Raw genomic sequence first — 21511 nt, forward strand, 5'->3', positions numbered from 1 at the left:
TGTGTGTCCTCTCTCAGGGGGCGACTACGGCTGCGCCGCGACGGCGCCGGTTTCCAGGAACGTGATGACCTGATCCTGGGCCGCGTCGCGGATGGCGACGTTGACCCGGGGATCGCTCAGGAAGCCGTGACGCAGGTCCGGAGCCAGATCATCGGTGCTGTACTTGAACTGGTAGGAGGCCACGGTGCGGGGCGCGTCGGTGCGGTTGGCCGCGGCGATGATGGCCTGCGTCGTGGGGTTAGGGATGACGCCGTCGCCTTCGATGTACTGGATGAAGGCGCGGTGGACGTTCGCGTCCGTGCCCGCCGCCGGCGTGTTCTCCAGGCCGTAGGCGTAGTTGCGCGGGTCCGCCGGGTCCAGGATGGTGCCCGCCAGGCTCATGAACGTGTCGAACGCCGGGAGGCCCGGGGTGATGCCCGCGGTGCCGAGCTGCTGCAGGAACGCGGTGCGCACGCCCGCGAAGCCGGGCGAGGTCAGCAGGATGCCGACCAGGTTGCCACCCGGGGTGTTGAGCGCCGCGCGGTGCACGCGGGGCGACGTGCCGGAGATGAGCGTGCCCAGGATGCCGCCGAGGCTCTGGCCCACGTAGTCCACCTGGGTGGCGTCGAGCTTGGCGCCGCCCACCTGCGTGAGGGCCGCGGACATCTCAGGGCTGGACAGCACGCGCTGGAACTGGGCGAAGTCCAGCACCGAGTGCCGGAAGTTGTCGCGCGTGGCGAAGAGGTTGCCCGGGTTCAGGATGTTCCAGCCGGAGATGGCCGGAGCGTTCGTCTGGGGGTTGAGCAGGAAGCTGCCACCCTCGCACTTCTTGTCCGCGAGGCAGCGGCCCTGGCCCTGGCTGGAGCAGAACAGGTCCGCGGGCGTGACGCCGCGGGAGGCGTCGTCACAGGCCAGGCGGGTGCTGTCCACGCGCGCCACGCAGCGGCCATAGGACTCCTTGGAGACGTCGGTCTCGCAGCGCTGGGCGCTGGGGTCGGCGCACGCGCCGCTGTCACCCGCGGGGTTCGCGGGAGGCAGGGCCGAGGCGGCGCCCACGCAGGTGGTGCGATCGCCGTGGAAGACGGTGTCCATGGACACGACCGCGTAGCCGGCGCCGGTCAGCTTGTTGGCGACGCCGAGCACGTTGGTCCGGTTGCCCGTCAGGCCGTGGCCGAAGACCACCACCGGGTAGCCCGTGGCGGGCGCCGGGGTGGACGGCAGCAGCACCATGAAGGGGTAGCGCGTGGGGCGCACCTCCGACGGGTTCAGCGTGCCGCTGGGGCCCGTCAGCAGGAAGGGCGTGTTGGCCTGCGCCTCGAAGGTGGCGCCGATGTTGTTGCTGGCCAGACCCGAGGCCGCCATCGCGCCCTTCACCTGCGACGTGGTGGGGACGACGAAGTTCGGCGCGTTCGGGTACGAGACGGCCGTGGGCAGCGCGTTGAGCTGGTTGAGCACGGACGTGGTGCTCTGGGTGGTGAAGCCCCAGCCCAGCGCGATCTGCGAGCGCTTCAGGCCCATGCCGCCCTTTTCCGGCGCCAGCGCCACCTTGTCGAAGAACGCCTTGAGCACCTGACGCCGCGGCTCCAGCTGTGCGGCGAGCGCGTCCGGCACGGAGGAGATCTGGCTCTTGCCGTTGAGGTACACGGGGTTCGCCAGACGCAGCAGCGCGAAGGCGGTGGCCGGGGCGACCTTGCGGCCCTGGGTGTCCTTCAGCTCCGTGGTCAGCACCGCGCCGTACTCCGTGGCGCCGTCGAGCGGCGCCTTCGGGACGATCTGCAGCTGCTGGGGCACCGGGGCGACGCCCGTGGGGGCCACGCTGGTGCCGCAGTCACCGGTGTTGTTCACCAGGCAGACGGCCACGTCGGGCTTCGTGCCCTTGTCCAGGTTGGACAGCTTGGCGAACTTCACGCCCTCGGCGAGCGAGGCCGGGTCCACCTTGGGGGCCGCGGCATCACCGGGGCCGCGGAACTGCGTGCCGTCCAGCACGCCCTGCCCGTCGCCGTTCTCCGACACGATGGCGCCCGTGGTGGAGAAGCCGTCCAGGGTGTTGAGGCCCTGGAACAGCTGCTTCTGCAGGCCGTCCTGCGCGGGGATGGGGAAGTCCAGCCGCGCGGGCGTGGTCTTCGTGGCCGCGATGCGGATCAGGTCGTTGGGGAAGGGGATGATGGGCGCGGGCAGCCGGGCGGTGGGCGCCAGGCTGATGGTGGCCTCCGGCTGGTCGAGGATGGTGAAGGTCCACAGCAGGACCACGTCCTCGCGCTTGATGCCCTTCTGCACCAGGCCTTCAATGAGCGGCGCGTAGCCGCGGCGCAGCTGCTCCAACTGCTTCGCGCTGGCGATCTGGTCTTCCAGGCGCTTGGCGGCGTCCGTCTCCGTGGAGGGGATGATCTCCGTGGCCGGCGCGCAGTCCGGAGCGGTCAGGTCCTCGCACGTCACCAGCGGCTTCACGGAGCTGACGAAGGACCACGTGGCCGAACCGATGATGGGGTGGCCCGCGGTCGTCTTCAGGCCGTTCTCACCGCCGATGAGCGCCACCGCGTAGCGGCCGCCCTTCGGCCACGCCGGCAGACCGGTGTTCGCGTCGACGGGCGGGATGAGGCTGATGAGGTCGGTGGTCTCGTTGTACGCGATGGTCGGCGAGACCGGCTTGGTCGCGATCGGCGTGCCCGCCTTCAGGTCGATGAAGATGACCGACTGGGGGCCCATCGAGGTGGGATCCAGGTCCTGCACCTTGGTCGTCGCCACCGCCGACGTCGGGAAGCCGTTGAGCGTGTTCAGGTACTCGCGCGTGAACTCCTGCTCCGCGGGAGACGCCGTCGGGTTGATGGGGGCGTTCACCAGGCCCGTGGCCCGATTGATGGCCAGGTCGTTGGGAGAGGGAACGACGGCGGGCGTGCCCGAGGGATCAAACTCCGCGAGGCCAACGTTCGTATTCGGAGCGTCCTGCGCGATCTCGGGCGTGCAGGAAACGGCTCCCAGGGCCATGGCCCCAAGGAACAGCGATTTCTTCATGGTGGGATTCCCCTCCAGCCAAGGTGTACTGCTGGAAACATCGCAGTGAGTAGCACGCCCTCTGCCCGTCACAAAGTGAGAGGGATTGACGCGACGAGTCAGATTTGGGGTGGCGCCATGCGCGTGGGAGTGGACGTCCCGCGCGGTGCGTGCGGGCGACAGGGCGTGACGCGCGCGCGAACGCGGTTACGCTGCGGCCCCATGAAACGACTGCTGACTGTGTTGGCGATGACCGTGGCGTTGAGCGCGAGCGCGGAGGAGGCCGGGGGCCTGACGTGGAGTGCGCCCCCGGAGTGGACGGCCCAGCCCGCGCGGCCGATGCGCGCGGCCACCTACAAGGTGCCGGCGGCGAAGGGAGACGCGGAAGACGCGGAGCTGGCTGTCTTCTACTTCGGCGCGGGGCAGGGCGGCGCGGTGGACGCGAACGTGAAGCGCTGGGTGTCGCAGTTCCAGAAGCCGGACGGCAAGCCGGTGGATCCGGACAAGGACGCGAAGACGAAGCAGGAGAAGGTGAACGGGATGCCCGTCACGACGGTGGAGGTGAAGGGCACGTACGCGGGGGGCGGCCCGATGATGGGACCGTCCACGCCCAAGCCGGGCTTCAAGCTGCGCGGCGCCATCGTGGAGGGGCCGGAGGGGGCGCTCTTCTACAAGCTCACCGGGCCGGAGAAGACGGTGAACGGGGCGGAGAAGGGCTTCCGCAAGCTGGTGGAGTCGGTGAAGCCGGCGGCGAAGAAGTAGGGGGCCGGGGCTTCGGCAAGCGGATTGCTAAGGACCTCCCCGTACACGGCGCCCGAACGCCGAGCACCGGAGGCCTCACGTGTCGATGTGCCGCAGCCCTGAGTTCCTGACCTTCGTTTCCCGCGCCATCACCCTGTTCCCCGAGGACACCGTCCTGGGCGCGCTCCAGCAGATGTACCGCCACGGCGTGCAGGTGCTGCCCGTCGTGGAGGGCCGTGGCGGGGACCTGCTGGGCGAAGTCACCGAGGACGAGCTGCACCGCGTGGCGCGTCGCCGCCCGCTGGCGCGGCTGGCTGAAATTCTGACCGTCAAGGCGCTGGCCGCGCCGGAAGAAACGACCGTCGAGCCCGTGGCCCCGCTGCGGCTGGCGGCGGCGGCGGGCTGGCTGCACTGAAGGGAGGGGCCCCGCTCCTCGCACGGCCACGGCGGAGCCCGTGGGCCGGGAGGGTGGGGCGGGCAGGAGGACACCCCCGCGCCGTGTCACTCGGACGCCGGGGAGGGGAAGCCCTGGAGGCCGGAAGGCTGACCGGTGGTGGACACCTGCCCTTGCGCAATGTGCCGGCAGCGAACACCTCCGTGTGTGACTGGCGGCTGTCTGACGACTCGTACTGGCGGGCGGGCTGCAATCCCGGGAGGAGGTCAACAGCCTGTTAGCGGTGCTCACGGCTTTCCGCCGTGGGCGGAGGAGGCGGGTCATGAAGGCAGTGGCGATCATCCTGGCGGCGGGGAAGTCCCGGCGGATGTCCCACCCCAAGGCGAACATCGAGCATGAGGGGGGCAGGAGCTTCCTTCAGTCGTTGGCGTCCACCTTTCTCAAGGCGGGGTGCGGGGTGTTGGGCGTGGTGGGCAGCGACGCGGCGATGGTGCGTGAACAGCACCCCTCGTTGATGCTGGTGACGAGCGAGCACTGGGAGAAGAGCTTCCTGGCGTCGGTGAAGGCCGGCCTGGAGGCGGCGCTGCGGGAGGCCCGGGATTCGGATCCCGAAGGCACGGTCGCGGTGCTGGTGCACCCGGTGGACATGCCCGCGCTGCGCGTGAACACCGTCAAATCCATGCTCAAGGAGATGGAGCGGGGGGACCCGAAGGGCGTCCTGGCCCTGCGGCCGGAGTACGAGAGCGCCAGGGGCTGGCCGCTGGTGCTCTCCCAGGCGGCGGCGGAGAAGCTGCTCCAGGCGGAGGGCGAGGACCTGGAGATGGCCCTCAAGGCGCTCAACCCGCGCCCGGTGAGCGTGAAGGACCCGGGCGTCATCGTGAACATCAACACGCCGGAGGCCTACGAGCGCGTCTTCGGCAAGGCGCCCATCCTGGCCCCTCCGCCCAAGCGGCGCGGCGTCAAGCGCGCGGGGGGCTCCAACGGCTCCGGGGCGGAGAGCGCGTCCCCGTCCTCCTACGCGGCGTCCCCGGAGGAGTAGGCGGGCCTGGGGCTTGCCGGGGTTCGCGGGTGACGCGACCCCGGGAGTCTTTTCAGCCTTTCAGCCTTCAGAACGCGATGCCCAGGCCCAGGTAGGGGCCGGAGAAGGCGTCCTCGTGCACGACGCCATCCAGGCGGCCCGCGTCGTTGAGGTACAGCGTGCGCCAGCCGCCGCGCAGGTTGAGGGCGCCCAGGTGCAGCGCGAGCCCGGCCTGCGCGTCCACCTGGCGGTGCGGGAAGGGCACCACCTGGATGCGCGCCTCCACGTCCAGCGGTGACGGCCCGATGCACGCCTCCAGCGAGGCGGCGACGCTGGGGCCCACGAAGATGACGTCCGGGGCGTGCGCGCTGGCGATGCCGCCCTCGATGCGGAAGCGGCCGCGCTCGCTGGACCAGAGGGACGCGGTCAGGTGCGCGTCCAGCAGCGTCAGCCGGTCCACGTCCTGCGAGCCGTCGTCCGCCGACAGCGCGATGCCGGTGACGCGCGCGTTCATGCCCAGCCGCTGGCCATCCAGGCCCATGAAGAGGCCCAGCGCGCCGCCCGTCTCACCGAACATGTCGCCCTGCACGTTCAGGCGCACCATGGGCGGCATCGCCGCGGCGCGCACGCCGGGGCGCGCGTCCGCCCTGCGCGACGCGTGGTAGGCGGAGGGGCGGCTCATGAAGAGGAAGGACACCCACGACAGGCGCGTGCGGCTGGGGCGCACGTTCGCGCGCACCGGGGCGTCCGAGGCGCGGCCGACGGGGCTCGCGCGGTGCGTGGAGCGGTCATCGTCGCTCCGGGAGTCCTTGTCCTTCTTGGAGTCGGAGGGCTTGGAGGCGGAGGGCTTCGAGCGCTTGCCGAAGCGGGCCTCGGCGGGCCCCGCCCCCAGCAGGACACCGACAGCGAGCGTGGCACACAACGTCTTCCAGAAGCCCACGGCGAACCCCTCCTCTTCACCGACCCCCGAAAGGGGCCACGGCATCTGGACGCCTGCTCGCCCGGAATATTCAACCGCCATCACCCCACCGGGCGCCAGGGCCCCCGGGGCGCAGCCGCGTGTTCACCAGGGGGCTGTGCTCCCCCGGACATCCGCGGGCCTCCAGGGCCCGGTCTCAGGCGCTAGAAGGAGAAGCCCGCGCCGGCGTAGGGGCCGGTGAAGCGGTCCACGTGCGCGACGCCGTCCACCAGGCCCGCGTCGTCCAGGATGAGCCCGCGCCAGCCCGCGCGCAGGTTGAGGGCGCCCAGGTGCAGCGCCACGCCCGCGCTCGCGTCCAGCTGCCGGTAGGGGGCGGGGGTGCCCTGCACGCGCACCTCCAGGTCCAGCGGGCCCACGAGGCAGGCCTCCAGGGAGGCGGCGAGGCTGGGCCCGGCGAGGAAGACGTCCGGCGCGCTGGCCACGCTGAAGCCGACCTCCGCGCGCAGCCGCATCCGGTCCGTGGACACGGCGGCCCAGGACAGGTGCGCCGCCACCAGGTTGATGACGTCCGTGCCCGGGGTGCCGTCGTCGGTGGGGAGCGTCAGCTTCGTGCCCTGGAAGGCGACGCCGAGCATGCTCCCTTCAATGCCGAGGAAGACGTCCCCCGCGGTGCCGCCGCCCATGGCGCCGACGTTGAGGCCCAGGCGCACGTCGAGCGGCGCGCTGGGAGGGGACGGGGGCCTGCTGCGAACCGCCATGTCCGCCAGCTCCCGGGCCTCGTCGTCGCTCAGGGCGCTGGACGAATAGGTGGGCGCGTCGCCGTAGAGGCGCTGCGTGTAGGAGGGGCCTGACGTGTCGCAGCAGTCGTCGCCATCGTCGTCGTCCGCGGGCGGCGTGTACGAGGAGGCCTCGTGCGTGGAGCGGGGCGTGATGGGGCTCGCCGCGTGGACCCGGGAGTCCTTGTCGTCCTTGCTGTCGGAGGAGGGCGCGGACTTCTTGCCGAAGCGGGCCTCGGCGGCGGGAGCGGCCAGCAGCAGACCGACGACGAGTCCGGCGCACAGCGTGGGGCGCGAGGCAGACACGGGAAGCTCCAGGGCAGGGGATGGGAGTGGGCCCCTGGAGTGCCTGACGTGAAGCCGCGTGCGTTTATTCAAGGCCGTGCCGCGATTCGCGGCGCGCGGGCCCCCTTTCAGCGGCGGGCCATCTTCTTCGCCTTGGCCTTCGCGGCGCGCTTCACGGGGCGCGGTGGCGGCTCGGTGCTCGCCACGGCCACGCTCTGCGGCGTCACCGGCGTGGGGGACAGCCGCAGCGTGACGCGCCGGTTGAGGGCGCGGTTGGGAGGACTGTCGCCGGGGACCCTGGGGCGGTACGCGGCGTGGCCGGTGGCGCTCAGGCGCACCGGGTCCAGCTTTTCGCGCTCGCCCAGGTGGCGCACCACGGTGACGGCGCGCGCGGCGGACAGCTCCCAGGCGGTGGACGCGGGGGCGCCGGGCGCGGCCGGGAGCACTTCGTCCGTGTGGGCCTCCACCGCCACGCGGTGGTCCGCGAGCGCGCCCTGGAGCACGCCCGCGGACTGCTTCAGCAGGCGGGCCCCTTCGGGCGTGAGCTGCGTGCTCGCGGGGGCGAAGAGGAGCCGCTCGGACACCTCCATGCGCAGGGCGTCGTCCTCCAGGTCCAGCGACACGTCCCCGCCCGCGAGCGCGTCCTTCAGCGCCGCGCCCAGGGTCGCGAGCGCCGCTTCACGCCGCATGTGCTGCGCCTCCGCGTTCCGGGCCTGGACCTGCGCGGCGGCGCCGCCCCACTCCGCGGCCTGCTGCTGGCGCTCCAGCGTGCGCAGCCGCCGCTCCATGGCCTGCCGCAGCGTCTGCAATTGCGCGACGTGGGCCTCGGATTCGGTGGCCTCGCGCTCCAACTGCGCGGCGCGCGTCTCCAGCGCGTGGAGCGAGCGCGAGCCCAGCCAGGCGCCCGCGGAGGCCACCACCACCCCGACGGCCAGCAGCCCCCAGGGCAGCCACCGCCAGCGTCCACGCGCTGCTTCGGTCCGGGCGTCGTCCATGGCCCGCAAGGGTAACGGCGCCCCCGGGGGGGACGGCAAGGTGGGCCCCGTGTGAAACCCCACGCCCGCCCGCTTCGGCCGGGCGCCGCGTCAGGCCGGGGCCGCTCCGGACGGTTTCTTCCACCGGGGCAGGCGCAGCACGAAGCGCGAGCCGGGCCCGCCCTCCGGCGGGGACTCCACGGACAGGTCGCCTCCGTGCGCGCGCGCGAGCTGGCGGGAGATGTAGAGGCCCAGGCCCATGCTGGCGCGCGAGTGCTGGCCGGTGGCGCGGGCGAAGCGCTCGAAGATGCGCTCGCGCGCTTCAGGGGGGATGCCCGGGCCCCAGTCCCGCACGGCGATGAGGGCCTGGTCCCCGTCGCGCTCCACGTACAGCTCCACCGGCAGGCCCGGGGCGTACTTCATCGCGTTGGTGAGCAGGTTCATCAGCACCTGCTCCACGCGGGGCCGGTCCGCCATGGCCACCACGGGCGCGTCCGCGTGCACCACCGCCACGCAGCCCGCGGTGGCCAGCGCCTCCTCCATCCGCGTCACCAGCGCGTGCACCAGCGAGGACAGCTCCACCGCGCCCAGCTCCAGCGCCATCTGCCCGGTGCCCAGCCGCGCCACATCGAACAGGTGCGCCACCAGCCGCGTCAGCCGGTCCGCCTGACGCAGGGCCCCCGCCAGCCCCTGGCCCAGCCGCTCCGCCTCCTCCGACGGCTGCTTGTCCAGCGTGCGCTGGAGGGACGCCAGCTGCAGGTGCAGCGCGGACAGGGGCGTGCGCAGCTCGTGCGTCGCCACCGCCACGAATTCGTCGCGCGCAGCCACGGCCTGCTCCGCCTGCCGGTACAGCCGGGCGTTGTCCACCGCGAGCGCGGCGCGCCACGCCAGGTCCTCCAGCGACGCCAGGTCGCGCCTGCTGAAGCGCCGCGTGGGGGAGCAGGACGCGGCGCTGATGATGCCCAGCGTGCGCCCCCGCGCCGTCAGCGGGACGACCATCACCGAGCGGGGCCGCAGCTGCTCCAGGATGGCCCGGTGCTCCGCGTTGACCGCGAAGCGCTGCAGCGCCTTTTCGTCCACCTCCGCCACCAGCTCCGAGCGGCCCGACTCCAGCACCCGGCGCAGCGTCGTGTCCGCTCCGGGTGGGGGCGCGAACGCCATGGACTTCTCCAACTGGACCTGGAGGACGGCGTCGCGGGCCTGGCGCTCCACGCGCTCCAGGTGCTGGCCGTCCGTGGCCAGCATGTCCACCAGGCAGTAGTCCGCCAGCTGGGCCACCACCAGCTCCGCCACGTTGCGCACCGTGGTGCGCCAGTCCAGGGACGTGGACAGCCGCGTGGTCGCCTCCGTGAGGAAGCGCAGGTGCTTCTCCATGCGGCGCTGTTCGGTGACCTCGCGCACGATGCCGCCCACGCCCAGCAGCTCCGAGCCGGAGCGCACGGGGAAGTACGTAGCCAGGAAGGTGCGCGGCTCCGGGCCGCCGACGTACTCCACCGGGTCGTCCACCACGGCCTCTTCCGTCGCCAGCACGCGGCCCAGCAGGTCCTCGATGGGCGCGCCCGCCGGGCCCATCAGCTCGCGGGGCGTGCGGCCCAGGTGCTGCTCCAGGGGGATGCCGTTGTTCTCCGCGACGACGCTGTTGACCCGCACGTAGCGCAGGCCCGGGTCGACGAAGCCCATGCCCACCGGCGACGCGGCGAGGAAGGACTCCAGCAGCGCGGCGGTCGCGTCGCGCTCGCGCAGGGCGCTGCGCGCCTCGCGGTACAGCCGGGCGCTCTCCACCGCCAGCGCGGCCCGGCGCGCGAACTCCGTGGCGTACGCCAGGTCGCGCCGGGTGTAGCGCCGCCCGGGGGACGCGGAGACGAGGTTGATGAGGCCGAAGCGGCGCTCGCCCACCGCCAGGGGCAGCAGCATGGCGGAGTGCGGCTCCAGCGCCTCCAGCAGGCGCCGGTGCTCGGGCGTGCGCGCCAGCAGGTCCAGCCCCTCTCGGGTGACGTCGGACACGAGCACGGGCCGGCCCTGCGCGAACACGCGGGCCAGCGGCGTGTCCGAACCGGACTCCGGCGGGAAGGGCATCAGCTGGTCGAGCAGCCCCTGCCTGCGCGGATCCTTCGCGGTGACGACCAGCCGGTGCAGGTCGCCGTCGGTGTCCAGCACGTCCACCATGCAGTAGTCGGCCCACTCCAGCGTGGCCAGCCGCGCCACCGCCTTGAGCGTCGTCTCCCAGTCCAGGGATTCGGCGAGGAGGCGGCTGGCCTCGCTGACGAAGAACTCCGCGCGCTCGGTGGCCTTGCGCTCGGTGATGTCCACGTTGACGGTCACCGCGCCCAGCAGGTCGCCTTCCTCCGTGGAGAGCGGCGCGGAGGAGTTGAGGATGGTGCGCCGCACGCCCGCGCGCCCGACGACGTCCACCTCCTCGTTGGAGATGGTCTTCCCGGTGCGCAGCGTGCGCGCCAGGGCCCACTCCTCGCCCCGCAGGCGCCGGCCGCTGCCGGGCCAGTACGCCTCGAAGAGGCCGTAGCGCTCCAGGCCCATCTCCTCCAGGGCGCGGGCCCCCCACAGCGCGCTCGCGGCGGCGTTGGCCGCGAGCAGGCGTCCGGCCGTGTCGACGATGATCACCCCCACCGGCAGCAGCTGCATCACGGTGCGCAGCCACTCGTGCCGCACGGGGGTGGACTCCCCCAGGAAGGTGCCGGTCGGCTCGGACATGGGCGCGGAGCCCCCTTTCCCCGCGGGAGGTTCTTAGGGTGGGTGTGCGAGGGGCCCCAGACCACCCGACCCCGGTACGAGCCGGCTTTCCGGGAGTTGGCACGCCTGTCCGCCCGGCGGTGGGGGAAGGGGCTTGATTCAGGACGCCCGACGGGGCGTCATTGGAGGGATGGCGATCAAGTGCGTGGTGCTGGATTTCGATGGGACGTTCACGGATGTGCTGGCGGAGGGCGCGCCCTTCCTGACGCACTTCCAGCAGGCGCTGTACCGGGTGCTGGGACAGGACGCGGCGGCCGCCTGGGATGAAGAGGTGGCCGCGCTGCATGAGGGCGTGGATCAATACGGCTGGGAGGTGGGCGGCCGCATCGTGGCGCCGGCCACGGCGGACCCCTACCTGACGGCCACGTGCACCGCGCACCGGCTGCTCCAGCGCTTCGGCAAGGGGCAGGACGAGGCCGCGCGCACGGACACGGTGCAGACGCTGTACCGGGACGCGTACCGGCACTCGGCCACGGCCTTCAAGGAGGAGGCGAAGGAGGTGCTGGAGGCGCTGCTCGCCACGGGCCTGCCCGTCAACGTGGTGACCAACGCGCACACGGAGCTGGTGGAGGCGAAGCTCACCCGGCTGGCACCCAAGGGCCGCGAGCGGCTGACGGTGTTCGGCGACGCGCGCAAGTTCACGCTGGAGGACGCGGAGCCGAAGGACGCGCGCTTCGACGCGCTGCCCGAAGCGCTGACGCTGGACGGGGTGCTGGGCCGGCCGGTGTACCTGCGGCGCGGGCGCTACTTCGCCGCGCTCAAGCGCATCTGGGACGCCACGCACTCGGGCCCGGAGTCCACGCTGGTCGCGGGCGACATCTACGAGCTGGATCTGGCGATGCCCGCCGCGCTGGGCGCGCACGTCCAGCTGGTGGAGCGCGCCAACGTGCTGCCCTACGAGCGCGCGGCGGTGGAGCGCCTGGGCGCGCGCGGCGGCGTGGACAAGAGCCTGCGCGCCATCCTGCCCCGGCTGCGCTGAGGGGCCGTGCCGCCGCGAGCGCGGCGCAAACGAAAAGCCCCGCCTCCCCGTGAAGGGAGGGCGGGGCCGTCCGCACTGCACCGCGCGTGGGGCGCGAGAATCCTTTAGACCTTGGCGCCAGCGGTCGGCTGGAACACGTCGTTGAACTCGGCGAGCGCCTTGTTGATGGCCGCCTTAATGTCGTTGGTCAGCTCGCGCTTGGCGACGATGTCCTGGACGATGTTCGGGTACTTGCCGTCCACGAACTCCAGCATCTCCTTCATCCAGCGGACCACGTCCGACACGGGCACCTGGCGGATCCACCCGCGCTTGCCGGCGTCGTCCTTGTTCGTCGCTGCGTAGATCTGGATGACCTGGCGCTCGACGGACAGGGGCTCGTACTGGCCCTGCTTGAGCAGCTCCACCATGCGGGCGCCGCGCGCCAGCGTCTCCTGCGTCGCCTTGTCCAGGTCGGAGCCGAACTGGGAGAAGGCGGCCAGCTCGCGGTACTGCGCGAGCTCCAGCTTCATGGAGCCGGCGACCTGCTTCATCGCCTTGATCTGCGCCGCGGAACCGACGCGCGACACGGAGAGGCCCACGTTGATGGCCGGACGGACGCCGGAGTTGAAGAGGTCCGTCTCCAGGAAGATCTGCCCGTCGGTGATGGAGATGACGTTCGTCGGGATGTAGGCGGACAAGTCACCCGCCTGCGTCTCGATGATGGGGAGCGCCGTGAGGGAGCCCGCGCCCTCCTCGTCGGACAGCTTGGCGGCGCGCTCCAGCAGGCGGCTGTGGATGTAGAACACGTCGCCCGGGTACGCCTCGCGGCCCGGCGGGCGGCGCAGGAGCAGGGACAGCTGGCGGTACGCCACGGCCTGCTTGGACAGGTCGTCGTACACGATGAGGCCGTGCATCTTGTTGTCGCGGTAGTACTCGCCGATGGCGACGCCCGCGTACGGGGCGAAGTACTGCATGGGCGCCGGGTCGGACGCGTTCGCCGCGACGACCGTCGTGTACTCCATGGCGCCGTGGCGGGTCAGCTTCTCCACCACCTGCGCGACGGTGGACTGCTTCTGCCCGATGGCCACATAGACGCAGTAAACGCCCAGGCCCTTCTGGCTGATGATGGCGTCGATGGCGACGGCCGTCTTGCCCGTCTGGCGGTCACCGATGATGAGCTCGCGCTGACCGCGGCCCACCGGCACCAGCGCGTCCAGCGCCTTGATGCCCGTCTGCAGGGGCTCGTGCACGGACTTGCGCTGCACGATGCCGGGCGCCTTCACTTCCAGGCGGCGGTGCTCGGTGGCCTCGATGGGGCCCTTGCCGTCCACCGGGACGCCCAGGGCGTTCACCACGCGGCCCAGCAGGCCCTTGCCCACCGGCACGGAGGCGATCTGCCCGGTGCGCTTCACGACGTCGCCTTCGCGGATGCCCTTGAAGTCACCCATGATGGCGATGCCGACGTTGTCCTCTTCCAGGTTGAGGACCAGACCCTGCACGCCGTTGGCGAACTCCACGAGCTCGCCCGCCAGCGCACCCTCCAGGCCGTACACGCGGGCGATACCGTCGCCCACGGACAGCACGGTGCCGGTCTCGGCGACGGTGACCTTCTTGCCGTAGTCCTTGATCTGCTCCCGGATGATTCTGCTGATCTCGTCGGCGCGGATTTCCATGAGCGTCTTGCGTCCTTGCGGAGGGGGCGGCCGGAAACGGGGAGGGCCGCCACGAATCTTGATGTACCGGGTGGCCCCCTATCACGCTCCCAGGCCCCATCGCAACGCGCACGCCGCCCGCCGTATGCCGCCCCCAAGTCCCCCGTTATCGGGGCCGTTAGCGGACCCTGCCCGGCCGTTGGAACCCGGGCCAATCCGGCCTCCCAGCCCCCGTCCCGGCAGGCCACCCGGAAGGCCGCCCGGACGTCTGGAGGCTCAGGAGCCGGCCGACGGGGGACCGCCCGCCCGGGGCAGCCACACGATGAAGCGGGTGCCGTCCGCCGCCCCCGACTCCACGGAGATGCGCCCCCCGTGGGCCAGGGCGATCTGCCGGGCGATGTAGAGCGACAGGCCCAGGCCGTCCCCGTCGCTGGCCCCGGACGACGCCGCCCGGCGCCGGAAGGGCTCGAAGAGGGTGGCGTGGCTCTCCGGAGGCACCCTGCGACCCGGGTCGTGCACCAGGAGCGTGACGCCGTCGCCCTGGCCCTGGAGCTGGAGCGCCACCGCCGCCGTCCCGTGATGCAGCGCGTGACCCAGCAGCGTGTCCACCAACTGGGTGAGCCGCCCTGCGTCCCAGGTGCCCCGCAGGTCGCCCAGCGCGGTGAGGCGCAGGTCCCGCCCGGGGTGGGCCTGACGCTGCGTCTCCAGCACCTGCTCCACCACCTGCCCCAGGTGCACCGGCGAGGCCTGCAGCGGCAGGCCTCCGGACAGCCGGGCCCGGGTGAAGTCCAGCAGCTGGTGGATCATCCGCTCCACCCGGCGCACCCCCACGCCCACCCTCCCGACCTGCTCCGTCAGGGCCTCCGGCAGTGACGGAGCGTGTTGGAGGGCGAGCACGTCGCGCTGGAGGGCCTGGAGCGGGACCTTGAGGTCATGGCCCACCACGCCCAGGAACTGCTCGCGGAAGTGCTCCATGCGCGCCAGGCGCTCCTCGGAGGACTTGCGGCTGCTGACGTCCCACACCGCCGCCAGCCGCACCGCGCGGCCCTGGTAGGTGGCCGGGCGGCCCATGACCTCCACGGGGATGCGCCGGCCGTCGCGGTGGACGATGGCCACCTCGTACGGGGCCTCCACGCCGCGCTCCATCGCGTCGCGCGCGGGGGCGCGGAACTCCGGGGCCACGCAGTCGATGACGCTGCGGCCGATCAGCTCCGCCGTCTCGTAGTGCCCCAGCAGGCGCGCCAGCCCCGGGCTGATGTCCAGGAAGTGCCCCCGGTCGTGGAAGAAGTACCCGTCACAGGAGATCTCCACGATGCTGCGCATGTGCTCCTCGCTCGCGCGCAGCGCCGCCTCCTCGCGCAGGCGCGCGGACGTGTCGCGCAGGAGCAGCAGCACCCCCGCGGACGACGGGGCCGCCGGCAGCGCGCTCACCGTCAGGTGACGCAGCGTGCCCACCTCCCCGAAGCGCCCCGACACCAGCTCCTCCACCACCCGCTCGCCCGACTGCGCCCGGCCCAGCAGCGGCGACAGCGACGGCGCGAGCCCCGGCCAGGCCTCCGCCAGCAGCCGCCCCACGCAGAGCGCCACGGGCCGCCCGCCCAGGGACGTCAGCAGGTCGTTCATCCAGAGCAGACGGGAGTCCGCGCCCACCAGCGCCACCCCCCAACCCGGCGCGTTCAGCAGCGCACTCAGGAAGGGCCAGCACTCCTCGGGAACCCCTGCGGACGGAAGGGCTCCGGGAAGCCGGTGGAACACGGGCTGCGGCATGGGCGGGTCGTCTCGGAAAACGCGGGGTTGTCCGCGTTGACCCAAAGTATACCCATTCCCCATGCCAGCGGGAAATACAGGTTTGACTAGGACTACGGGGCAACACGGCCAACCTGGGAGGTTGGCCGTTGGAAGCAGGAAGTCAGGCTACTTCAGCTCGCGGCGCATCTGCTCCAACTGGGAGCGCAGGGTGCCGTCGTAGAGGGTGCCGCCGACCTGGGCGGACACGCCGCCGAGCACGGAGGGGTCCACGCGGGTCTCCAGCACGACGTTGCGCTGGGTGAGCTGCTGGAGCGACTGCTGGAGGCGGGTGACGGCGTCGGCGGACAGGGGCGCGGCGCTGGTGACCTGACCCCGGACGCGGCCCGCGCGGGCGTCCGCCATGTCGCGGTAGAGCCGGGCGATGTCGGGCAGGTAGCCCAGGCGGTTCCTGTCCACCAGCAGCCGCAGCGCGTTGGAGAGCGCGGGGTCCGCGGGGGAGGGCAGCGCCAGGAGCACGGCCTCCACCACGTGGCTGCGCTGGGCGCGGCTGTAGGCGGGGTTGAGCAGCACGTCCGACAGTTCGGGGCTGTGCCCGACCACGTCGGCGAAGGCGTTGAGCTGCTCCGCGACCAGGTCGGTGCGGTTGCCTTCCGCTGCGACGTCGAGGATGGCGCGGGCGTAGCGGCGGGCGATGGAGACGTTCACCATGACGCTGGCGCCCTTAGCATGGGGCGTCCCCCACGGCAATCCCGCCGAAAATCCCGCGCCCCGTGGCCGCAAGGCCCCTTCCGGGGTCTGCTTCATGAAACGCCGGAGGAGCCCCGGAAGGCAGCCTGGCGCTCGCAAGGTGACGGCCTGGTAGCAAGAGGGCTTGGCGGAATGGGGGGTGGGCCCGTAGCGTGGGCCTCCTCGCCCCATGCAAGAACCCGTCATCGGCATCGACCTGGGCACTACCAACAGCGTCGTGGCGACCGTGGAAGACGGACGTCCGCGCCTCATCCCCTCACGTGCGGGAGGTCGCCTCACGCCCTCCGTCGTGGGCCTCACCCGCGCGGGCGACCGGCTGGTGGGGCAGGCGGCCCAGGCGCTGGCGGAGGAACAACCCGACGCGGTGGTGTGGGCCACCAAGCGCTTCCTCGGGCGCCGGTACACGCCGGAATTGGTGCAGCAGGCGAAGTCGGTGGTGCCCTACCCCCTGGTGGCGGGCCCCTCCGGCGACGTGCGCGTGAAGCTGGCGGGCCGGGTGCTGCCCACCACGCAGGTGTCCGCCTTCATCCTGGGCGAGCTGCGCCTGGACGCGCAGGCCCACTTCGGCCGCGACGTGCGCAAGTGCGTCATCACGGTTCCGGCCAACTTCGACGACAACCAGCGCCAGGCCACGCGCGAGGCGGCGAGCATCGCGGGGCTGGAGGTGGTGCGGCTGGTCAACGAGCCCACCGCGGCGGCGCTGGCGTACGGCCTGTCGCGCGGCTTCGAGGGCAGCGCGCTGGTGTTCGACCTGGGCGGCGGCACCTTCGACGTGTCCATCCTGGACGTGAAGGCGGGCGTCTTCGAGGTGAAGGCCACGGGCGGCGACCACGCGCTCGGGGGCGAGGACTTCGACCAGCGAATCGTCCAGTGGCTGCTGGCGCAGGTGGAGGACGCCTTCCAGGACGCGGTGTCCAAGGACGCGCCGTCGCTGCGCCGGCTGAAGGTGGCGGCGGAGGCGGCCAAGCGCGAGCTCACCGAAAGGGACGAGGCCAGCATCACCGTGTCCGGCCTGGGCGACCACGCCTCGGGCGGGAAGCGCTTCACGGAGATCAACACCGCGCTCACGCGCAGCTTCTTCGAAACCCTCTCCGAGCCCCTGTCGCGCCGCTGCCTGGAGGTCTGCAAGAGCGTGATGGCGGAGGCGAAGATGGATCCGCGCTCGGTGGACGTGGTGCTGCTGGTGGGCGGCATGACGCGCGTGCCGCTGGTGCGCCGGCTGGTGGCGGACTTCTTCGGCCGCGCGCCGTCCACGGACGTGCACCCGGACGAAGCGGTGGCGCTGGGCGCCGCGGTGCAGGCGGACGAACTCCTGCGGCAGTCCGGGCAGGCGCTGCTGCTGGACGTGGCCAGCCAGAGCCTGGGCGTGGGCGTGATGGGCGGGCGCGTGAAGCGCCTCATCCCCCGCAACACGGGCGTGCCGGTGGTGGCGCGCGACATCTTCTTCCCGGGCACCTCCGGCCAGGCCGAGGCGCGCATCCCCGTGTACCAGGGGGAGAGCGAGTTCCAGGATGAGAACCACAAGCTGGGCGAGGTGGTCCTCAAGAACCTGCACGTCGCCGCGCGCGGGGAGACGCCCCTGGAGGTCGTCTTCGAACTGTCCGGCGAGGGCACGCTGTCCGTGAAGGCCACCGACCTGACCTCCGGCAACATGGAGGTGGTCCGCCTGGAGGCCCGCGCCGGCCTGCCGCAGGGCGAGGCGGAGAAGCTGGGCCAGGAGCAGATGAACTACGCCCAGGCCCAGGGCGTGGTGGACGCGCGCAAGGCAGAGGAGACCTTCCGCAAGCTGCTGGAGCGCGGGGAGAAGCTGGCCCGCCTGCTCCAGAAGAGCGCGAAGGAGAACCCCAGCCCGGAGGCCGAGTCCGCCGTGGGCACCGTGCAGCAGCTGCTGGTGGGCGGCAAGGACGCGCTGGCGGCCGGGGACGCCGCGCAGTGCGCCCAGATTGCTCGCCAGCTCACGAAGCTTCTGTCCGGTCGCGCGGAACCCCGGAGCTGAGCCCCCGCGGCCGTGGCGGAAGGCGTCCACCAGCGCACGTTGACGCGCCGGGTGCGTGGTGACTTTCCTGGAGTCCGCCTATCTCCGGAGTCATGACGACCCCCGGATTTTCTCCCCGCCCGAGAGACCTGGTCTTCGTGGTGGACGACTCGCGGACGGCGCGGGACGTGGTGCGGCTGCACCTGTCGCGCATGGGCTGCGACGTGGTGGCCCTGGAGGGGGCGGAGGCGTGCCTCGCGGAGCTCCAGCAGCGGGTGCCGGCGCTCATCCTGATGGACCTGCACCTGGAGAAGCTCCAGGGGGATGAGGCGTGCCGCGCGGTGAAGGCGCACGCGGCCGGGCGCGACGTGCCGGTGGTGATGTTCACCGCCGCGGACGAACCCCATGAGGTGATGCACTGCGGGCGCGCGGGCGCGGACGACTTCCTGCCCAAGCCCGTGTGCCAGGAGGCGCTGGCGGCGAAGGTGGCCGCGGTGAGGGCGTCCCGGGAGCGCGTCTGGACGGGCCCTCCGCGCGGGCGCGGCGTGCTGCTGGTGGAGGGCGGCCGCTTCCTGCACACCTTCCTGGGCGGCGCGCTGGAGCACGAAGGGCTGCACGTGCTCTACGCCAAGGACCTGGAGGACGCGGGGGCGCAGGCGGCGGCCCACGGCGACCGGCTGGATGGCTTCGTGGTGGACGTGTCGCGGCTGCCGCGCGAGGCCCTGGCCCTGGCCGCGCGCATCCGGGAGCTGTACCCGCGCAAGCCGCTGGTGCTGATGTCGCGCGTGGAGGAGTCGCCGGACGTGCTCGCCCGCGCGCTGGAGCTGTGCGGCGCGCCGCTCCTGGAGAAGCGCCACCTGGGCGCGGACGAGCTGCTGGGGCGGGTGCTCGCGCGCCTGGCGCCGAACACCGTGCCGCTGCGGGCCGCGGAGCGCGTGCCCTTCTTCACCGTGGTGGAGTTCTCCACGGCGGGCGGGCCCACGCTCAGCGGCTTCAGCCACGACGCCAGCCCCCAGGGCCTCTTCGTGCGCACGCTCACGCCCGCGCGCGAGGGCGCCCGGCTGTCCCTGCGGCTGGTGATGGCCGGCCAGCGCACCCCGTGCGAGGCGCAGGCGGTGGTGGCGTGGTCCAACCCGCCCGGCCCCGGCAGCGCCTTCCGCTCGCAGACGGGCATGGGCCTCAAGCTGGAGGGCATGGACGCGCAGCTCCAGCAGCGCTTCGTGCGCTTCGTGCCGCAGACCCTCGGTTTTCCCACCGCCGGCCCGGCGCGCGCCTCAGGTTTCTGAGAGCGGAGGCCCCCCTGCGGGGCCCCGCAACCCCTGGCAATCCCTGGCCGTCACCCGGGGATTCCCTCCTGGCACGGGCGTGGCAGTGCCCCGGCCCCGCGAAGCTTTCGAGGGAGGGACCCAAGGCATGCACTGGACGCGTTTCGGAGGAGTGGGACTCACGCTGCTGGCGGTGGGGTGTGGTGACGGCGACAAGGGCCCCCCGAGCGGGCTGGGCAACGAGCCCGTGCAGCAGGCGCTGCGGCTGGAGGAGTTCGCCGCCTGCGCGGACCTGGAGCAGTACATCGAGGACACCGCGTCCAAGCAGATGCGCGCGAGCCTGGAGCAGCAGCGGCCCAGCTTCTGGGACAGGTTCGGCCGCAACCGGGGCGTGGACATGGGCAGTCCTCCCCCCATGGCGGAGGGGGACGCCTCGTCGGGCGGTGGCAGCCCGTCGCCTTCCCAGGGCCCGAAGGACAGCACCGGCACCAACAACCAGGTGGAGGGCGTGCACGAGTCGGACTTCGTGCAGAACGACGGCACGCGCATCTTCGTGTTGTCGGGCAGCCGTCTCTACGCGCACCGCTCGTGGCCTGCGGAGCAGCTGACGCTGGCGGGCTCGCTGGAGGTGGAGGGCTGGCCCCGGGAGATGCTGCTGGATGAGCACCAGCGGCTGGTCATCGTCTCGCAAGTGCGCCAGGGGCTGCCGGGCAGTCCGTCCGGCGGGGGCGTCTACATGGGCGAAGGCGCGCCGATTCCGATGATCGACTGCACCGGCCTTGGCTTCGGCTGTGGCTACTACGCGGCCGACAGCACCAAGGTCACGACGGTGGACGTGTCGGACGTGGCCAACCCCACGGTGGTGGATCAGGTGTACCTGCCGGGCCTCTTCACGCAGGCGCGCCGCGTGGACAGCTCCGTGCGCCTGGTGCTGTCGGAGGCGTTCCGCTGGCCGGCGGGCGTGCGGTCCTGGGTGAACTACACGGAGGAGCTCTACAAGGACGAGGACAAGCTGGATGACGCCATCGACGCGCAGATCGCCGCCAACGAGAAGCTCATCCGCGCGAACACGCTGGACCAGTGGCTGCCCGCGGGCAGGCGCGTGGACGCGGCGGGCGTGACGACGGCGCTGCCGGTGTCGTGCGGTGACTTCTACCGGAGCAACGCGCCGTCCGCGCTGGGCTTCGTGACGGTGGCCTCGCTGGACCTGGACGCGCAGGCGGCGGCGCCGGGGCGCACCAGCCTGGTGGCGGAGCCGGGCACGGTGTACGCGTCGAAGGACTCGCTCTACCTGGCGCACTCGCACTACTGGTGGTGGCCGGAGCCGGGGCAGAAGGACTTCACCTACCTGCACAAGTTCGACACCCGCGAGCCGGGCCGCGCGGTGTACGCGGGCTCCGGCACGGTGGAGGGCGTGCCCGTCAACCAGTTCGCCCTGGACGAACACGAAGGCGTGCTGCGGCTGGCCACCACCGTCACCACGCGCCTGCCGGAGGAGAAGAACGCGGACTGGTGGTGGGGCCGCACGACGACGGCGAGCCGCGTGACGACGATGGGCATGAAGGACGGGCGGCTCAAGGAGCTGGGCCGCAGCGCGGACCTGGCCGAAGGGGAGCGCATCTACAGCGCGCGCTTCGTGGGCACGCGCGGCTACGTCGTCACCTTCCTCCAGGTGGACCCGCTCTTCACCTTCGACCTGAGCGACCCGGCGAACCCGCGCAAGGTGGGTGAGCTGAAGGTGCCCGGCTTCTCCACGTACCTGCACCCGGTGGGAGACAACCACCTGCTCACGATGGGCGTGCACATGGACGCGAACGGCGGCTGCTGCGGGGAGCGCTCGCTGAAGCTGTCGCTCTTCGACGTCAGCGACCTGGCGAACCCGAAGGAGGCCTTCACGCAGCTGGTGGGCACCGCCTACGGCTGGAGCGAGGCCGTCTACGAGCACAAGGCCTTCAACTACTTCCCGGCGAAGGGCCTGGTCGCCATCCCCTTCACGGACTACACCCCCCGCGGCTACAGCGGGAACGACTACTGGAGTGGCTTCCGCACGGAGCTGCGCGTGTTCCGCGTGGACCTGGCGGCGGGCATCTCCCCGGTGGGCGCCGTGAGCATGACGGACATGTACCAGCAGGCGCAGACGCCGGACTGGAGCTGGTACTACACGCCGGACGTGCGCCGCAGCGTGATGGCGGACGACTACGTGTACGCCATCAGCGACGCGGGGGTGCGCGTGGCGAAGCTGGGCAACCTCCAGGCGCCGCTGGTCACGACGCGCTTCACCAAGGTCGTCAACCCCTGAGGTCCTGACGGGGCAGGAGGGCGGTCAGGCCGGGGAGGGGA

Annotated in this window: 15 protein-coding genes; 7 read left to right on the plus strand and 8 right to left on the minus strand. The window is 72.1% G+C overall.

All coding sequences use genetic code 11. From position 1 onward, the window contains the following. Nucleotides 1-24: 24 nt before the first annotated feature. The gene (locus OV207_RS02750) at nt 25-2991 is read right to left on the minus strand and encodes a hypothetical protein (RefSeq protein ID WP_267552342.1); all 2967 of its coding nucleotides are present in this window, start codon (nt 2989-2991) and stop codon (nt 25-27) included. A 201-nt stretch (nt 2992-3192) separates the two neighbouring features. On the opposite strand from OV207_RS02750, the gene OV207_RS02755 reads away from it, so the two are divergent. The 3 genes from OV207_RS02755 to OV207_RS02765 all read left to right on the plus strand — a co-directional run bounded on the left by OV207_RS02755 (nt 3193) and on the right by OV207_RS02765 (nt 5144). Beyond that, nucleotides 3193-3732, plus strand: coding sequence for a hypothetical protein (locus OV207_RS02755; RefSeq protein ID WP_193346233.1), 540 nt, complete (start codon nt 3193-3195; stop codon nt 3730-3732). A gap of 85 nt (nt 3733-3817) precedes the next feature. Then, nucleotides 3818-4126, plus strand: a complete 309-nt coding sequence (locus OV207_RS02760) for a CBS domain-containing protein (RefSeq protein WP_267552789.1) — start codon at nt 3818-3820, stop codon at nt 4124-4126. Nucleotides 4127-4427: 301 nt separating this feature from the next. After that, nucleotides 4428-5144 carry a nucleotidyltransferase family protein gene (locus OV207_RS02765; protein WP_267552344.1) on the plus strand — a complete coding sequence of 239 codons (717 nt, stop codon included), beginning with the start codon at nt 4428-4430 and terminating at the stop codon, nt 5142-5144. 67 nt (nt 5145-5211) lie between these two features. Here the strand turns inward: OV207_RS02765 and OV207_RS02770 are convergent, their stop codons facing one another. The 4 genes from OV207_RS02770 to OV207_RS02785 all read right to left on the minus strand — a co-directional run bounded on the left by OV207_RS02770 (nt 5212) and on the right by OV207_RS02785 (nt 10786). Next, entirely contained in the window at nt 5212-6108 is an 897-nt protein-coding gene (locus tag OV207_RS02770) for a hypothetical protein (RefSeq protein WP_267552345.1), read from the minus strand. A 137-nt stretch (nt 6109-6245) separates the two neighbouring features. Further along, on the minus strand, nt 6246-7124 hold the full coding sequence (locus OV207_RS02775; protein ID WP_267552346.1) for a hypothetical protein: 879 nt from the start codon (nt 7122-7124) through the stop codon (nt 6246-6248). A 107-nt stretch (nt 7125-7231) separates the two neighbouring features. Beyond that, nucleotides 7232-8098 (minus strand): OmpA/MotB family protein, encoded by an 867-nt coding sequence (locus OV207_RS02780; RefSeq protein ID WP_267552348.1) that lies wholly within the window; start codon nt 8096-8098, stop codon nt 7232-7234. Nucleotides 8099-8188: 90 nt separating this feature from the next. After that, nucleotides 8189-10786 carry a PAS domain-containing protein gene (locus tag OV207_RS02785; protein WP_267552350.1) on the minus strand — a complete coding sequence of 866 codons (2598 nt, stop codon included), beginning with the start codon at nt 10784-10786 and terminating at the stop codon, nt 8189-8191. A 169-nt stretch (nt 10787-10955) separates the two neighbouring features. Between OV207_RS02785 and OV207_RS02790 the strand changes: the two genes are divergently transcribed. After that, complete coding sequence (locus OV207_RS02790) at nt 10956-11804, plus strand: HAD family hydrolase (protein WP_267552351.1); 849 nt, start codon at nt 10956-10958, stop codon at nt 11802-11804. Nucleotides 11805-11908: 104 nt separating this feature from the next. Here the strand turns inward: OV207_RS02790 and atpA are convergent, their stop codons facing one another. The 3 genes from atpA to atpH form a co-directional block, all read right to left on the minus strand. Beyond that, nucleotides 11909-13456, minus strand: coding sequence for a F0F1 ATP synthase subunit alpha (gene atpA / locus OV207_RS02795; protein WP_267552353.1), 1548 nt, complete (start codon nt 13454-13456; stop codon nt 11909-11911). 255 nt (nt 13457-13711) lie between these two features. Further along, the gene (locus tag OV207_RS02800; RefSeq protein ID WP_267552354.1) at nt 13712-15202 is read right to left on the minus strand and encodes a sensor histidine kinase; all 1491 of its coding nucleotides are present in this window, start codon (nt 15200-15202) and stop codon (nt 13712-13714) included. A gap of 147 nt (nt 15203-15349) precedes the next feature. Continuing rightward, nucleotides 15350-15892 carry an ATP synthase F1 subunit delta gene (gene atpH / locus OV207_RS02805; protein WP_267552355.1) on the minus strand — a complete coding sequence of 181 codons (543 nt, stop codon included), beginning with the start codon at nt 15890-15892 and terminating at the stop codon, nt 15350-15352. Nucleotides 15893-16100: 208 nt separating this feature from the next. On the opposite strand from atpH, the gene OV207_RS02810 reads away from it, so the two are divergent. The 3 genes from OV207_RS02810 to OV207_RS02820 all read left to right on the plus strand — a co-directional run bounded on the left by OV207_RS02810 (nt 16101) and on the right by OV207_RS02820 (nt 21470). Further along, the gene (locus tag OV207_RS02810) at nt 16101-17927 is read left to right on the plus strand and encodes an Hsp70 family protein (protein ID WP_267552356.1); all 1827 of its coding nucleotides are present in this window, start codon (nt 16101-16103) and stop codon (nt 17925-17927) included. Between the two features lie 92 nt (nt 17928-18019). Then, nucleotides 18020-19192 carry a TIGR02266 family protein gene (locus OV207_RS02815; RefSeq protein WP_267552358.1) on the plus strand — a complete coding sequence of 391 codons (1173 nt, stop codon included), beginning with the start codon at nt 18020-18022 and terminating at the stop codon, nt 19190-19192. Between the two features lie 127 nt (nt 19193-19319). Then, on the plus strand, nt 19320-21470 hold the full coding sequence (locus tag OV207_RS02820) for a beta-propeller domain-containing protein (RefSeq protein ID WP_267552360.1): 2151 nt from the start codon (nt 19320-19322) through the stop codon (nt 21468-21470). Nucleotides 21471-21511: the final 41 nt, after the last annotated feature.

The organism is Corallococcus sp. BB11-1, from assembly GCF_026626625.1.
Lineage (GTDB): Bacteria > Myxococcota > Myxococcia > Myxococcales > Myxococcaceae > Corallococcus > Corallococcus soli.

Bases quoted from the DNA above. Each gene is read 5' to 3' on its own strand.
- atpH (WP_267552355.1), bottom strand. From the start codon at position 15,892: ATGGTGAACGTCTCCATCGCCCGCCGCTACGCCCGCGCCATCCTCGAC.
- OV207_RS02755 (WP_193346233.1), top strand. From the start codon at position 3,193: ATGAAACGACTGCTGACTGTGTTGGCGATGACCGTGGCGTTGAGCGCG.
- OV207_RS02750 (WP_267552342.1), bottom strand. From the start codon at position 2,991: ATGAAGAAATCGCTGTTCCTTGGGGCCATGGCCCTGGGAGCCGTTTCC.
- OV207_RS02760 (WP_267552789.1), top strand. From the start codon at position 3,818: ATGTGCCGCAGCCCTGAGTTCCTGACCTTCGTTTCCCGCGCCATCACC.
- OV207_RS02765 (WP_267552344.1), top strand. From the start codon at position 4,428: ATGAAGGCAGTGGCGATCATCCTGGCGGCGGGGAAGTCCCGGCGGATG.
- OV207_RS02810 (WP_267552356.1), top strand. From the start codon at position 16,101: ATGCAAGAACCCGTCATCGGCATCGACCTGGGCACTACCAACAGCGTC.
- OV207_RS02785 (WP_267552350.1), bottom strand. From the start codon at position 10,786: ATGTCCGAGCCGACCGGCACCTTCCTGGGGGAGTCCACCCCCGTGCGG.
- OV207_RS02790 (WP_267552351.1), top strand. From the start codon at position 10,956: ATGGCGATCAAGTGCGTGGTGCTGGATTTCGATGGGACGTTCACGGAT.
- OV207_RS02815 (WP_267552358.1), top strand. From the start codon at position 18,020: ATGACGACCCCCGGATTTTCTCCCCGCCCGAGAGACCTGGTCTTCGTG.
- atpA (WP_267552353.1), bottom strand. From the start codon at position 13,456: ATGGAAATCCGCGCCGACGAGATCAGCAGAATCATCCGGGAGCAGATC.
- OV207_RS02800 (WP_267552354.1), bottom strand. From the start codon at position 15,202: ATGCCGCAGCCCGTGTTCCACCGGCTTCCCGGAGCCCTTCCGTCCGCA.
- OV207_RS02780 (WP_267552348.1), bottom strand. From the start codon at position 8,098: ATGGACGACGCCCGGACCGAAGCAGCGCGTGGACGCTGGCGGTGGCTG.
- OV207_RS02770 (WP_267552345.1), bottom strand. From the start codon at position 6,108: ATGCCGTGGCCCCTTTCGGGGGTCGGTGAAGAGGAGGGGTTCGCCGTG.
- OV207_RS02820 (WP_267552360.1), top strand. From the start codon at position 19,320: ATGCACTGGACGCGTTTCGGAGGAGTGGGACTCACGCTGCTGGCGGTG.